Below are 15087 nucleotides of genomic sequence, written 5' to 3'. Positions count from 1 at the left end.
CAATTTAAAAATCTTCCAACAAAAAACAGTATTTCCATGGCTTTCCACCAACCGTTGGCAAAAAAATCTAACTATCTGTAGAAAAAGATCTTTTTTGCAGACTCAAGCATGCTGAAGTAAAAAAGGATTACGGGGTTATGTTATTGACATTGCCCTTCCGTAAACTTCAAAATTCCTTTGGCATTGGCTTCGCAGGCATTACCGTATGTTTTGCTATCGCAGCCGCAGACGGGTTGATAGATGGCTGCACACATGACATCATTCTTGACCTGACGGCTATCGAAGCATTCTTTTTCCAATGAGACCTCAGGTTCTAATTCCATAGTTTCACAGGTAAATGCGGTGAAAACTAAAAAAGGAACGATAAAAAGGAGATGGCCTAGATTTTTCATGGGTATGTGATTTTTAAGAAGACGAAGTATAAGGTTGAAATGATACAGAAAAATGGACAAATTTTTTGCCAAAAATTAAACGGATAAATTTTGGTGTGGGGTTGTGGAATGGGCAAGGAGTTAGTATTTTTTATGAAGGGGATAGCTATTTTGTTCCCAGATCAGAATTTCATATTTTTTTGATCGACAACGACCGCTTCAAAAATCAATACCTCGCCAAAATAAACGTGGATGGTGGAAGCGGATGGAATAATTTTGAGGAGATCTTCAGCCGATTTTCCAGAGAACTCGCTAAGGACCTCAGCGACAAAGGATTTATCCTAAGACCTACACTTTAAGCGCACTAGCAAATTCCATCAATTGAAACTCCAAGATGACAAGCCTTAAGCCAAGGACTTGAGTTGGGTCAATAGCTTGTGGAGTAATTGCTGAAACTGGGTTTTCTCTTTATCTGTCCATTCTTCAAAAAGTATCTCCATATTGGCCGTAATGGCATTGGCTTTTGACTGAAGGGATTTTCCGGGATAGGTCAATTGTATCTGCACCTTCCGCTCATCTTCTTCACTTCTTTCCCTTTTGACATAGTTCATGGCTTCTAATCTTTTGAGCAAGGGAGTTAAGGTTCCTGAGTCCAAGGATAAGCGCTCTCCTATTTGGGAGACCATCAATCCATCCTCTTCCCAAAGACATAGCATGACCAAATATTGTGGATAAGTCAGGCCCAAGAATTCGAGGGGTTCCCTGTAGGATTGTGAAATCAGCCTTGAAGCCACATAGAATGGAAAACCGGGTTCTTGTTCGAGATTGTTCATAGCTTTTTATTTGTGAACAATTGAATTTAGGAAAATTTTTATAGTGAAACAAGCGAATTAAGATTTCAAGGGCTTACCAGGTAAAAAATGGATAAAGATAATAGCAAACAAATAAGTTGTTGATTCTTAAGAACAAGAGTATGCGTTCACAAAACAAAAAGAATTGTACTAGGACATTCTTGATGGGTCCAGATTTAAACAGTCGGTTATATACAAAATAGATTTGAGATATGATGCCACAAAAATTTAGTCTGCCCTTCAACCATGACCAAACTATTTTTGACGCCTAGAAAAAGCTTGTCAATAGCATTGTATTTCATAAAATTAATAGTTTAAGTGTTGATGTTTTTAATTTTTAAGAGAGTAAAGATTTCGTATTGTAGTTGACAAGAAAATTATTTAGATTTAAAGCATATGTTTAGTTTAAAATGCGCCATATCCTTAAAGTCTTTTTCTTATTAAGTATACTTCTTTTGAGTTGTGAAAAGGAAGATGATGATCCCCAAAAAGTTCCAACCATTAAGACATTAGAACCCGAGGTAAATGCTGCTGGTTCTGTTTTGCTCAAAGGTGAATTGACTAATCCTTCCAATATTAAAGAGCATGGCTTTCTTGTTTCTGAGGATAACGATTCATGGATAAACTCTATCAATAATTTAAGATTGGGAAAGCCGAAGAAGTCGGGTCCTTTTGAATACGAATTGGGAAGACCCAGTCAGGCTAATAAAACTTACTATTACAAAGCTTTCGTTGAAACTGATAATGAAGTAATATTTGGAAATGTAGTACCATTTGTTTCACGTGGTCTAAAGGACCCTGTAATCACAAGAGTATCGCCTGAAAAAGGTCACTTGGAGGACTGGATTAATATCTATGGAAGAAATTTAGGAGATGACCCTGCAAAAACAATAGTGCGTTTTGGAGAAGTTGCCACATTTTATTGGCAAGTGGTCTCAGACACATTTGTGAAAGCCCAGATTCCCGAAAATGTCAAATTTGCCAATTTCAACATTAATGTTTTCAATAATTCTTCTGGTATTGAAAAAGTTGCAACTTTCCCCTATTCCCTTCATAAACCTGAAATCCATGATGTAGATCCTAAAATTGTTAAAATAGGGGAACCGTTTAAAATCACAGGAAACCACTTTGATTCCATCCCGCAAAGAAATTCGGTATTTGTTGGTAACACAAAGTTGGAAATCTTGGCTGCCAAAAGAAAAGAATTGTTGGTAAGCATTCCCAAAGAACTGAAAACAAGTGATCATCCTTTTCGCATAGAGGCACAATTACAGGAAGCCCAATCTACTTTTAATCTTTCATTAGTTGAACCTTTAATATTGGAAATCCCGGATTGTGCAGAAACTTGGGATGAAATAATAATAAAAGGTGAAAATTTTAATCCGGATGTATTTTGGAATCATGTCAGTATTGAAGGCCAAGAAGCTGAAATCCTAGGTGGTGATGAAAATGAAATTATAGTAAGGGTTCCAAGAGGTCCCTTTCCCAACGGTAATGCTCAAATTACTGTGAAAGTAGCAGATAAGGTTCATACTTTTTCCATACCAATGTGCATCAAAGATGACTGGGTAATGATTTCCAATCAACTGCCATTTCATTTTTATGGACATGTTGGCGCTTTTTCTCTGAACCAGAAGGGCTATGTTATCTCGAATTCCTCTGATTTCAATGATTCAAAAGATTACCTTTGGGAATTTAATCCTGGGAATAACACATGGAACAAAAGCAGCCTTCCTTTTGAAAATGCCTCTGCAGGAAATGTAACGGCAAGCAGTGGGAAGGCTTTTGTATACACAGCCCAAGATGCAGATAACTTTTGGGAATTTGATCCTGGAACCAAAAATTGGACTAAAAAGGCCAACTTTCCGGGAGGAAAAAGAGGCGCAGCGAGCATGTTTGCTCTTTCAGGAAGAATTTATTTAGGGCTTGGAAGAAATACTGAAAACTCGAATACTGTTAACTATCTGGATCTCTACGAATACAATACAAGCACCAATTCATGGAAAAAACTGTCAAACCCACCAATAGGACTGGAAGGAAGCATCAAGGCTTCGGCAGTGACAGTGGGCGAATTTGGTTATATTTTTGGAGGGGCTCAGGATTCAGGAATGGACGGTCTTTTCAGATATGATCCCTCAAATGATAGCTGGATTAATCTAGCGGCAGTACCTCAAGCGATTCAATTTCAAACTGGTTTTGCTTATAAGGATAAAATATATTGTGCTACTGGTATTCCGTCAGGAGGCGGAGCAATGTCCGATGTTTGGGTTTATGATCCACTAAGCAATAACTGGCAAACGGGGCCCTCTGTTGGAAAAATAGGAAGATATCGCGCATTTTCCTTTATCATCAACGATGAGGTTTATTTAGGTGGTGGAGAGGGACAAGGCTTTAATGAATCATTCATTGAGGAATTTTACAAATTGAAAAATTAGTCCTTTTTACCTGCTTTAAAGGTTGTTAAATATTCTATTTTAAATTTCAGCAAAATTGTATCTTCTTGGGGAAAAGTCTAAAAGCCAACCGTTCTTTTACCGGAAATCTCCTTCAGTCTTGGATAACCTTGGAGGTCTTTCATGCCGCGACGCCATGACCTCCAAGGTTTTACTAAATGTTATCTGTGGCTTTCAGCCTCATTTGTGGAGCTTAACATTACAATGGACTTCGCCCATTGTTTGATTATCCGGACCTTTCAGGCACGGTAGGGATTGAGGGGCTACCTTTTTTTGGATGGGCTGCGACCATCCCTATGTTATGACGGCCCTTCAGGCCTATTCAAAAGACTCATAAACTCTCTTTCCTGACCCAAACTTTCATCCTCAACTTTTGACAACTCCTTTCATTCATCATTCTCAACCCTCCAAGAACTAGAACATTCTATTAACTATTCCCTAGTCCCTATTACTTAATGAACTCCTTAATGCCCTTCACTTCTTAATGTTTCAACCTCCAACACCAGAGATCAAACCTCTAACATCTATCGTACTTACGGCACTTTGGGATTCTGTATCAATCCCTTACTCGGCAGTAAACTACTGGGCTACAATGTCTGTCATACCTACCTAAAGTAGGAAATCCTACGGTATTTTCTTTTTCCGATTAACTATTCCCTAATTCCTATCACTTAATGAACTCCTTAATTCCCTAAAACCCTTAATGGTTCCAAGCTTCCAACATCCAACATCCAACATCAGACATCAGTCATCCGACTTCCCCTTTCATAAAAAAGACCTCCGAGGTTTCAAAAACCTCAGAGGTCATTCCAAAATCCCAGCGGTCTCTTTCTTGTTTCTTGCTTCTTGAATCTTGTTTCTTTTCTGATCTCCTACCTAAAGTTAGGCAAGCTCGCTTCTCGCTCCTGCTTGCAGCAGGCAAGTCTAATCTCTAGTCTCTCAATAATATCTCCCAATCATCGGATGGTCTACAATCGCTCTTTTCAATTCCAAAGCATTGATTTCACCCATCACTTTGTAGGCAATATTACCTCCCGGCTCGATCAATAAGGTGATCGGCAAACTGCCTCCCCAATCATTTTTGACCACCTCAATCACCGCATATTTGTCTTCGGTATCGATGAGATAATTAGGTACCGCAGAATGCTTGCTTTTGAGAAACTTCAACACTTTCTCTTCCTGTTCGGGACTGTCCATACTCAATGAAACAAATTGAAAGTCACGAGCACCATACATACGCTGAATCTCAATAAACTCCGGATATTCCACCACACAAGGCCCGCACCAGGTTGCCCAGAAGTTGATCAACAATAACTTATCGCTGTCGTTTTTCAGCAATTCTGCAAGACCCGATGTGGATATCTTTTGAACTTCCACCGGCCTTTGTTTCCACTCTTCATTGGTTTTGAGGGTATATTCGTTTTTCCAGGCCCATTTGGTGGAGCAGCCAAAGGCAGGGTTGATGGCCTGATCTGCTGGCAAAGCTTCTCCTGCCAAGGTTTTGTCTATGGCATTTCTCAGGTCATCAGCATTGGCAGTACCGGGCTTCTCTGAAGCATCCAACCTGCCTGAGTAGGTTAATTTCCTTTCTTTGTCAAATACGAAAACATGTGGGGTGGCATCAGGCCCATAGGCCAAAGAGTATTCATGCTTGTCTCCATCATAGAGGTATGGAAAATTATACTTTTTATCCACATAACGGATCTGCATGCTGCGGTAGTCATCATTCAGGTCTGTGTAGCCAAGCTCTTCAGGTAAGATGCCAATAGGGCTATTGGGTGAAATGGCCACGAAAGCCACACCTTTGCTTTTATAGTCATCCACGACCTGAATAAACCTGTCTTCATAGGCCTGTGCAGTTGGACAATGGTTGCAGGTAAAGTTGATGACCAGTACTTCCGAACTTTCAAAATCATCGATGGAAACATACTTGCCATCAATATTGGGCAAGCGGAAGAAAGGGGCTTTATCTCCGATGGATAATTTGCCCACAGGTTGTTCTGCCAGTTCCTGAGGATTGGGTACAAAGTCAGTACCGGCTGACGATACTTCCTGTTCTTTGTTTCCTTGTTGGCAGGCCCAAGCGAAGACCATACTGAGTAAGAGGATTGTGGATAAGTGTTGTTTTTTCATAGGTCTAAAGGTGTTTGGTTACCATTTAACGGTGTTGTTTCCGGATTTAAGTGCATAGCTTTTTCCCTGCCATTCAAAGGTTCCTTCAAGGCCGGGAGGTAAGGTAATTTCGGCATAATTTTGCTCAAAATCATATTTCGTCAGGATTTTCCCTTTGGGATGTGGCATGCTGCCTTCAAATGTGGATAAGTATCCGGGATTGGGCGCAATGAGGACGGAGCGAAAATGCTTCTCTTTCGGCTGAATACCACATACCGTGTGGATAAATTCAAAATTGGGGCTCGCGCTCCAAGCGTGGCAGTCTGATCTCGTGCTGAATTCATGTTCCGCAAAGGTCGTTAATCCTTCTTCCAACATTCTTTCCCAGGTCTGCAGGTTGTTGATAAAATAATCACCATTGCCACTGTATTGGGCTGCACGGGTCAAATAAAACCTGAAATAGATGTTGGCCTGTGCTAGTCCTTCTTCCTCAATGATTTTTTGGAACAATTGTCCATGAAGAGATTTATCCACCGTGTTGGTAAGTATGCCGAAAATGTTGGCATGTTGACTGAAGCTTGATTGATTAGCCAAATCAGCCAGCATTCCCCTTTCCTGAACCCAAGCTTTTTCGTGGATGCTATTCTGGATTTTTGTGGATAAGTCCCTAAAATGTCCTGCCAAATATCCCTTACCAAAATTTTGAAATAATGGAATGGCTTCCTGAATAGCATAGAGATATTGTAAGGTCATGACAACTGAACCCCCGTCTTTGAATCCAGGAGGTGAGGACATCTCCCAACCAGTGACATCGGTATAGGACCACCAAGGCATTGGGCCTAGGATGTAATCATCCTGAAGTTTGTTTTCAAACCAATGCAAAACAGAGCTGATCTGAGGCAGGTACTTTTCCACAAATTCAGGATCATCCCGGTGCATGTAATAATCATGGAGCATGTTCACCCAAAAGAGGGAATAAGGTGGAATCATCTGTGGCAGACTAGAAGGATACCGGCTTTGGGTGATGCCTTCATCAGTGATGGAATGGGCAAACTGCCGGATGGCATTCTTCATCAAGCGGTCATCTCCAGCCGCATATAGCGAAATCAATGCTTGAACGCGTGTATCTCCTACATACTGCAACTGCTCATAATAGGGACAATCCATATAAGTTTCATCTGCACAGAGCAAGGCAGTCCTCCATCCTACCTCCCAGATATCCTCATGTATTTGAAAAGGTGTGGAAAAACTTCCTGCCTGTTCAAAAGGGTAAAAAAATTTGTGTGCAAAATAATTGTCAAAAATGAGATCTTCATTTGAAGTTTTGATCCTGAGTTCAATGAAGCGCCAAGTTCGTGGTAAAAGCTGGGAATAACTTCTCTTGGATCCACCATCCAAAATATAGCGGTCTGTTTGACCTATAAGTGCTTTGCCTTCTATTTCATTTCGGTTTCCCTGTGTTCTGTCTGGTCCAAACAGGGCTTCTGCATATGCCACTTCCACCACTGCCCCTTCTCCACCTGAAAAGGTAAAATGGGTATGTCCTTTGGTGAGGTATTCCTGATCGAGTAAAATGACAGTTTCGGTATACTTTGGAATACGCAGTGATTCCTGATTGTTCCATGCTGCCAATAATTCCTCTTGCCAATAGCCGGAAGTCTTCCTGATTTTGGGCCTTTTTTCGGCTTCCTCATTCATCATCGGGATTTCCCTTTTGTTGAGGCTGATTTCGGCATGACCATAGGAATGGCTATGCCCGTAGGACCTTCCTGGATCTAATATTCTTGGATTTGACCATGCGCTATCATCGAAACCTGTTTGATGCCAATCCCAGGGATATTTATCGCCTTCAATCTGTTCTCCCCCTCCCATGGCAAAATAGCCATAGATATCAAAATCCTTTCCTCTGACAGTGGCTTCATAGGCTTGGTTGACTTGGATTTTCCAAGTGCCTGTTCCTGTATTGAGTGTTTTTTCAAAATCAGGAGCTGAAGTCTGAACGATAAATCTCAAGCCCAGGTCATGATAGCGCAAGGGGTTCATTTCTCCCAAGGAAAAAACTGTCAGAGCGATCACATTTTTTCCGGTTTTCAGATGTGGGGCTATGTCATAAGTATCATAGGCATAATGCTGCAGGTCATTGTTGGCCGGTCCCTGACCAATGTACACGCCATTGATGAATAATTTGTACCGGATGACAGCAGAAAGGTCAATCATCAGTTTTTGTGGAACTCGGACAAGCTCGAATTCATTTCTGGCCTGTACTACTGCATAGCGCGGCAATTCATTTTCGGGAAGGCTGATCCATCGGGCCTTCCAGGCAATATTTTCCTGTTGTCCTGAGTTTATCACTTTGGACGGTATGTTTTGAGCTTGAAGTTCAGGATAGAGCAATCCTGCATTGGGAAGGCTTGAAAAGGTCGTCTTTCCTTTTAGCCCCATTCCCAAAAAACAAACCAACCCCAGTAAAATCACTAAGGTTGGTCTGTGTATGAATTCACGATAACTCATGGCTTATCTGACATAGGATGCTTTGTTCAAAAACTCATAGCTTTTCTGTACGCTGATGACAGGTTCAAAATTGTACCGCTCCACTTCTACAAAGTATTCCTTCATGCCGTTTTTGTAAGCAGCCTCAAAGATGGATTTGAAATCCATGGTACCGCTAGCACCGATTTCTTCTTCATCCTTGATATGCAACACGGGAAATCGTTTTCCATATTTATTGATATAGGCTACTGGATCCTGACCTCCTTTTTGGGACCAATAGACATCCAATTCAAAGCAAACCAGTTTAGGATCTGTATTCTCGATCATGTAATCCATCATCACTTTGCCTTCGATTTTTTCGAATTCCCTGGCATGGTTATGGAACCCAAACTTTAAGCCTGTTTTTTGGGCTATTTCTCCTACCTCATTATAATAATTACACCAAATATCAAGTTCTTTCAAGGTGGTAGGAATAGGCATGGATGGTTTGATCAGGTATTTGGCACCCATGAGTTTGTGGTCATCAGCTGCCTTTTTCCACCAATCCAATGCCTCCTCTTTTTTGGCAGGATCGTAGGTTCTGGGTCCTCCCAAATGGGCACTTCTTAATCTCATGCCCAGGTCAGAGATGTATTTTTTGAAAAATACGGGATCCATTCCATATACTTTTCCATCTGCATAATTGGCCGTCTCCAGACTTCTATAACCTATGGAAGACACCATTTGGAGGGTTCCCTGTGGATCTTCGCGCATGGCATCTCTGACGGAATACAATTGGAGACCGATAGGCTTCTTTGCCAGGGTATCTGCCCATAATGCCGATGGTTTTAACAGGCTGGAGAGAGCCAATGCCCCTGTTGCTTTTAGAAAATCTCTTCTGTTATTCATAATATCTAGGATTTTAGTTGGTATCCATTTTCATAATTATAATGTAGTCTGGCTTTTGCTTCCCAATCATTGGGGAAGGTTTGGTTTACAGGATCCCAGTCCAAAGTCCTTCCCAGTTCATTGGTGATATTGCCGATGGTGCAGATGACACAGGTGCTGTGGCCCACTTCGACCGGTACAATGGGGTCTTTTCTTTTGATGATGGAATCGATAAAATCCCAATAATGTGGAGGATACCCCAAGTTGGGTCTTTCCATGGTTGGCTTCAGGCTTGCATTGGAAGACTCAAAATTTCCTCTGGAAACCTTGATCCAGCCTTTATCTCCTAAGAATTTTACGCCCTGTCTTCCTTCATCGAATGGCCCGACAACCATTTCCACACCATTGGCATAATGATAGGTTAGTGGCTGACCATCTCTTCCAGGGATGACTTTTACCGGACCACTTCTGTCCATTCCAAGTCCCCATTGGGCTATATCAAACATATGGGCTCCCCAATCAGTCATGTATCCGCCTCCAGTTTCCCTGTACCACCTCCAGGCACCCCATAATTTTTCATTTTCTTCAGGATTTAGGGAAATCGGAGGATTGAGTTGTTCGTTGAAATGCATTTCAGGTAAGGGACCCAGCCAGGATTTCCAGTCCAATCCTGCAGGGATATCCTGCTTTTCAAGGTCATAAGGTTTGGGATGTTCGGGCTGACCTACATGTACCAAAACTTTTTCTACTTTGCCAATTTTACCCCTCAAGACCATACGTGCAGCATGTTGGAAATTCAGATCTGAACGCTGCTGACTTCCTACAGCCAATACAGTTCCATTTTTCCTCACTGCCTTGATGAGTTCCTGACCTTCTTTGATGGTCAGTGTCAGTGGCTTTTCCAGGTAAACATCCTTACCGGCATTACAGGCATCAATAGCCATCAGCGCATGCCAATGGTCTGGAGAGGCAATGACCACTGCATCAATATCAGGCCTCGCCAATAAATCTTTGTATTCGGAATAGGTATCTACTTTTGGGCTTGGTTTGCCCAATTCTGAGCTAATTTTATTTACCCTCAACTTGAACCTTTCTCTTTTGATGTCATAGACATCTGCACAGGCGAGGACTTCCACCCCAGAGATACGCATCATGCCATTGAGAATACCCATGGCCTGACGTCCCACACCGATGAATCCCATGCGGATCTGATGGATGTCTTCAAAAGCAGAATGGTTTTGGTTTTTGGCCGAACTCAGTCCAGGTAGAAAGGAAAGCCCGGCTGCTCCGAGTAATGAGGTTCCCAAAAATTTCCTTCGGGAAAACTGGGAATTACTTTTTTTCATGCTACAAAGGGTTTAAGGTTAATCCTTATCAAAAAGTGATTGGCTCCAAGAGCTATGTATTATTTGTCACTTTTTGATAATATCAGTATAATATTACTTCAAAAAGCCCTTTGTTAAAAATTTAAAATCGTAAAAAATAAGCGGAAAGATGCCTCAGTTTGATAAAAGGCAGGTAGCATAGATATAAGGTATGCTAACAACGCTCTCAGTGCAAAGGATGGGGGCACAGATTTCTATTCCTTTTTTACATGACTTGTCCATCACCTGTAGATACAAATTCTCTTGTTTCATGATTTGGAGGAATGAGATCGACAAATAAAATTGGAGGCAAATCCTTGTCTCGATTTCATTTATTGATGTATCTGAAGAAAGTAATGTTAAAGGAAAGCTTGGCATTTACAGAAAAGATTATGACATCGAATGTGTCGCTATACTGAGATTTTAAAATATCGGCATGACAAAGAGAAGCTAAGTCCATATTGAGCAGAAATCAAAAGAATACGAATCTTAAGGAAAGTCTTAATCCCAAGAATATCAATGGTTCAAAAATACCCCTTTTTACTTTTGCCTTTTGCCTTGGTTCTTCTTCATATTCCTACTCTGCATCCTGACCCCTCACTACCTTGAAAGCTTCAGGGGCAGCCAAAGGGCTGATTTCTTTACGTTCGGTCCAACCTTCCAAAATTCTTATTTCTTGCTTCTTGGGTCTTGTTTCTTTTCTAAACGTAGCCAAGCTCGTGTCTAATCTCCTACCTAACGGTAGGCAAGCTCGATTCTAAAAAGCCTCTTCTATATCATATTTCCAAAGGTAGAAGCAGGCTTCATCCATCCCTTCAAAAGATCTTCCAGGATTGGTCCTAATGGTGACTCTTTTCCCCTCTTCATCGGCAAGTTTGACAACTTGATGACTACCGAAATAGGAGATTTTGACAATTTTACCTACGAGTTGCTGACCATCCCGCTGTACCACCTCTCCATGTTCTGGGCGGAAAAGCAACTTGACTTTTCCTGAATACTTCTTAGCCTCTGGATCGGTGATAAAACCAAATGAAGTATAAAATCCATCTTCACTTGGGATGGCGATGATTTCATTTCTTTTACCAAAGAAGTTCGCCACGTAGGGATTTACCGGTGTCTCGTACAATACCTTAGGTGTGTCTATCTGCTGCAGGTAGCCTTTATGCAAGATGGCAATTCTGTCTGCTGTGGATAAGGCATCTTTGGTATCGTGCGTGACAAAAATAGCTGTAATACCTGTTTTTTTGATAATTTGTCGAATTTCCTCTCTGACCTGATCCTTCAGCATGGCGTCAAGGTTGCTGAAAGGCTCGTCCATCAAGAGGATTTTTGGATTGGGGGCAATGGCCCTTGCCAAAGCCACACGCTGTTGCTGTCCTCCGGATAATTGATGTGGATATTTGCTAAAATCTTCTGTCAATCCCACCAATTTCAGGGTATCTAAGGCAATTTGGTCGGTATTGCCCTTTGTCAGACCGAATTTTACATTTTCCAAAATGGTCAAGTGAGGGAAAAGGGCATAGTCCTGAAATACCATGCCCACTTGTCTTTGGTGGGCAGGGACTGATTTTTTGCCTTCTACGATAATTTGGCCGGAAAGTGAAATTTTACCGGAATCAGGATGTTCCAATCCAGCAATTAATCTCAGTAAAGTGGTTTTTCCCGAACCGCTTTCCCCGACCAAGGCAAGGATCTCTCCTTCTTTGACTTCGAAAGAAACATCATTGATGGCAAAGTCTTTTGCTTGGCTATATTTTTTATTGACGTGTTGGAGTGATAAAATACTCATCCTATTGACCAAAATTCCCTAGTTTATCTCTTTTTGATCAGCCTGTTCAGGAAAATTATCGGGATAATACCTGTCAGGATAATGATCAAAGCAGCATTGGCTGATTCAGCAATCATCTCATTCGTAGCCATATCAAAGGCTTTTGTGGCCAATGTCTGATAGTTGAATGGACGAAGAATCAAAGTTAAGGGTAATTCTTTTAATACGTCCACAAAAACCAGGATAATGCCCGAAACCAAACTTGTTTTGATCAAGGGAAGGTCAATTTTCCAAAGGGTTTTGGTGCTTCTGATGCCTAATAATCGGCTTGCTTCATTGATGTGGATGCCGATTTTCTGAAAACCTGCTTCCACGGGATTATATCCGACCGCCATAAAGCGAACGATATAAGCAAATACCAAGGCGAAGAGCGTTCCCGAGAAAAACAATCCTGCTGTTTTACTGCTTAAGAATGAGCCATAAATCCATTTATCCAGCGCAATAAATGGGATCATCACACCTACCGCAATTACAGCTCCGGGGATGGCATAGCCCAAAGTGGCTACTTTACTGATATTTTTCACCCATTTGAAAGGGCTTAGTCTCAGGGCATAAAGCAAAATCACAGAGAAAATCACGATGATCAGGCCACTTACTGCGGCCAAACCGAAGCTACGGTAGATCAATAAAAAGAAATCATTGTTTACCACTTTCGAATAGGTCATACTGACCCAATGCAGCAATTGTAAAAACGGAAACAGGAAGCTGATCAAAAAGATTGTCAAGCTGATACCTGTGTACAGTATTTTTTTGCCCCAAGTTGGATGGATACGGGCTGTGGGTTTTTGGATGCCATTCACGGCGGAATACTGTCTGTTGCCGCGCTGCAGGGATTCCAAATACAGGATAACAAACACAAACATCATCAGGATGGCAGCGAGGTAAATTGCCGTGGAGGAATCTCCTAAGGAAAACCAAGCCCTGAAAATGCCTGTAGTAAAGGTGTTGACACCAAAGTATTTTACCGTACCGTAATCATTCAGCACCTCCATGGAAGCAAGGGCAATACCTGCAACGATTGCCGGTCTTGCCATGGGAAGCGCCACCTTGAAGAAGGTATGCATCCTATTGGCACCCAAGAGAAAAGAGGCTTCCTGTAAGGTTTTGGACTGTTGTAAAAATGAGGATCTGGAAATCAAAAATACATAGGGAAATAAAGTAATGGAAAGTATAAAAATGGCTCCTGGAAGATTCATGATGTCAATCAAGCTTCCCTTAACATGAATGTCAAAAGTATTGCGGAGAAATGATTGTAAGGGACCGGTATAATCCAGGATGCCTACATAGGTGTAAGCCATGATATATCCAGGAAATCCCAATGGTAGAATCAGCAGCCATTCGAAATATTTTCTGCCCGGAAATTCATAATTGGAAACCAGCCAAGCTGTACTGACACCCAGTAAAAAAGTGAAAAATGCTACTCCTATCAGGAGTAAGATTGTATTCTGGAAATAACCAAAAAGGAGGTTGTTGGCAATATGTGACCAACTATCTCCCGGCTTATCAAATAATTTAATGAAAATGGTGAAGAGTGGAGTGGCTACCAACAGCAAGATCAGCAGCGAGTAGCCAGTCCATTTATTCCACCAATAATAACTTCTCTTTACAATATCCAAGACGGTAATTTATTTCCAGCCCACTTTGTCAAATATGACTACTGCATCGCTGTTGTTTTCTCCTAACACGGAAAGGTGTAGCTCATCCGCTTTGAATGTTCCCCATTTTTTCAACAAATCAGAAAATTCTGCTTTAGGATTTACGGGATACTCAAAGTTGATATTGGCCAAGAATTCCTGGGCTTCCTGATTGGAAAGGAATTCGATCAGTTTGATGGCATTTTCCTTGTTTGGCGCATACTTAGTCACACCCGCACCGGAAATGTTGATATGGGTGCCTCTATTTTCTTGGTTAGGGAAGAAAATCGCGATTTTCTCAGCTGCTTTTCTTTCTTCTTCGTTGGCATCATTTAGCATGATACCTATGTAATAAGTGTTGACAATCGCCACATCACCTTCACCGGCAGCTACTGCCTTTACCTGATCGCGGTCGCTTCCTTTTGGATCCCTTGCCATATTGGCCAATAGACCTGCAGCCCATTCCTGAGCACCTTCCTGTCCATGATGGGCAATGATGGAAGCCAAAAGAGATTGGTTATAGATGTTTTCAGATGACCTGGTGAGTACGCGGCCTTTCCATTCTGGTGCAGTCAAAGCCTCATATGTGCTCAGTTCTTCTGGATTAACCCTTTCTGTACTGTAAGCAATAATTCTGGCTCTGTAAGTAAGTCCAAACCAATGTCCTTCCTGGTCTCTGTATTTTGCCGGAATATTGGAATTTAATACTTCTGAGCTGACAGGCTGTAATAAGCCTTTTTCTTCTGCCCTGTGCAATCTGCCTGCATCAACGGTGATCAGCACATCAGCTGGAGAATTGGCTCCTTCCAGTTCCAACTTCTGAATCAATTCATCTGCAGAGGCTGATACAACATTAACTTTGATACCTGTCGCTTCGGTAAATTTGTCGAAAAGTTGCTGATCAGCTTCATAATGTCTATGGGTGTAGACATTGACTACTTCTTCTTTTTCTCCCGTTCCACAGGAAAATAAAACCGCGCCAAAAGCGGCAATTATGGTGGTTTTGATTATCTGTTTGATCATAATTCTAATGGATTACGGCTGCGAAATTAATCATTATTTAAATCAAATCTAAATAAAAAGAAAAAGATTTTTATCTTTGTGGACCGACCCGATA

Annotated in this window: 12 protein-coding genes; 2 read left to right on the top strand and 10 right to left on the bottom strand. The window is 41.5% G+C overall.

The window, feature by feature from the left end; all coding sequences use genetic code 11:
* Nucleotides 1–140 precede the first annotated feature (140 nt).
* The gene (locus ACFFIP_RS01295) at nt 141–392 is read right to left on the bottom strand and encodes a Kazal-type serine protease inhibitor family protein (RefSeq protein ID WP_382385753.1); all 252 of its coding nucleotides are present in this window, start codon (nt 390–392) and stop codon (nt 141–143) included.
* 179 nt (nt 393–571) lie between these two features.
* Between ACFFIP_RS01295 and ACFFIP_RS01290 the strand changes: the two genes are divergently transcribed.
* A complete protein-coding gene (locus ACFFIP_RS01290) occupies nt 572–730 on the top strand; it encodes a hypothetical protein (protein WP_382385752.1) in 159 nt (52 codons plus the stop codon).
* Nucleotides 731–775: 45 nt separating this feature from the next.
* On the opposite strand, the gene ACFFIP_RS01285 is transcribed toward ACFFIP_RS01290, so the two are convergent.
* The gene (locus ACFFIP_RS01285) at nt 776–1204 is read right to left on the bottom strand and encodes a MarR family winged helix-turn-helix transcriptional regulator (RefSeq protein ID WP_382385751.1); all 429 of its coding nucleotides are present in this window, start codon (nt 1202–1204) and stop codon (nt 776–778) included.
* 428 nt (nt 1205–1632) lie between these two features.
* Between ACFFIP_RS01285 and ACFFIP_RS01280 the strand changes: the two genes are divergently transcribed.
* The gene (locus ACFFIP_RS01280; RefSeq protein ID WP_382385750.1) at nt 1633–3657 is read left to right on the top strand and encodes a Kelch repeat-containing protein; all 2025 of its coding nucleotides are present in this window, start codon (nt 1633–1635) and stop codon (nt 3655–3657) included.
* 957 nt (nt 3658–4614) lie between these two features.
* Here ACFFIP_RS01280 and ACFFIP_RS01275 read toward each other — a convergent pair.
* The 8 genes from ACFFIP_RS01275 to ACFFIP_RS01240 form a co-directional block, all read right to left on the bottom strand.
* The gene (locus ACFFIP_RS01275; RefSeq protein ID WP_382385749.1) at nt 4615–5808 is read right to left on the bottom strand and encodes a redoxin domain-containing protein; all 1194 of its coding nucleotides are present in this window, start codon (nt 5806–5808) and stop codon (nt 4615–4617) included.
* A gap of 18 nt (nt 5809–5826) precedes the next feature.
* Nucleotides 5827–8298: an alpha-L-rhamnosidase-related protein gene (locus tag ACFFIP_RS01270; protein WP_382385748.1), complete on the bottom strand. Its 2472-nt coding sequence runs from the start codon at nt 8296–8298 to the stop codon at nt 5827–5829.
* Nucleotides 8299–8301: 3 nt separating this feature from the next.
* Complete coding sequence (locus ACFFIP_RS01265; RefSeq protein ID WP_382385747.1) at nt 8302–9165, bottom strand: sugar phosphate isomerase/epimerase family protein; 864 nt, start codon at nt 9163–9165, stop codon at nt 8302–8304.
* A gap of 5 nt (nt 9166–9170) precedes the next feature.
* Entirely contained in the window at nt 9171–10490 is a 1320-nt protein-coding gene (locus ACFFIP_RS01260) for a Gfo/Idh/MocA family protein (RefSeq protein WP_382385746.1), read from the bottom strand.
* Nucleotides 10491–11085: 595 nt separating this feature from the next.
* Complete coding sequence (locus ACFFIP_RS01255; RefSeq protein ID WP_382385745.1) at nt 11086–11223, bottom strand: hypothetical protein; 138 nt, start codon at nt 11221–11223, stop codon at nt 11086–11088.
* Nucleotides 11224–11265: 42 nt separating this feature from the next.
* The gene (locus tag ACFFIP_RS01250) at nt 11266–12297 is read right to left on the bottom strand and encodes an ABC transporter ATP-binding protein (protein WP_382385744.1); all 1032 of its coding nucleotides are present in this window, start codon (nt 12295–12297) and stop codon (nt 11266–11268) included.
* Nucleotides 12298–12320: 23 nt separating this feature from the next.
* Nucleotides 12321–13952 (bottom strand): ABC transporter permease, encoded by a 1632-nt coding sequence (locus ACFFIP_RS01245; protein ID WP_382385743.1) that lies wholly within the window; start codon nt 13950–13952, stop codon nt 12321–12323.
* A 9-nt stretch (nt 13953–13961) separates the two neighbouring features.
* Nucleotides 13962–14993: a Fe(3+) ABC transporter substrate-binding protein gene (locus ACFFIP_RS01240; RefSeq protein WP_382385742.1), complete on the bottom strand. Its 1032-nt coding sequence runs from the start codon at nt 14991–14993 to the stop codon at nt 13962–13964.
* Between the last annotated feature and the right edge of the window lie 94 nt (nt 14994–15087).

This window comes from Fontibacter flavus, assembly GCF_042432905.1.
Taxonomy (GTDB): Bacteria; Bacteroidota; Bacteroidia; order Cytophagales; family Cyclobacteriaceae; genus Fontibacter; species Fontibacter flavus.
The sequence above is the reverse complement of the archived record's forward strand: the minus strand, read 5'-3'. Positions and strand labels throughout refer to the sequence as shown.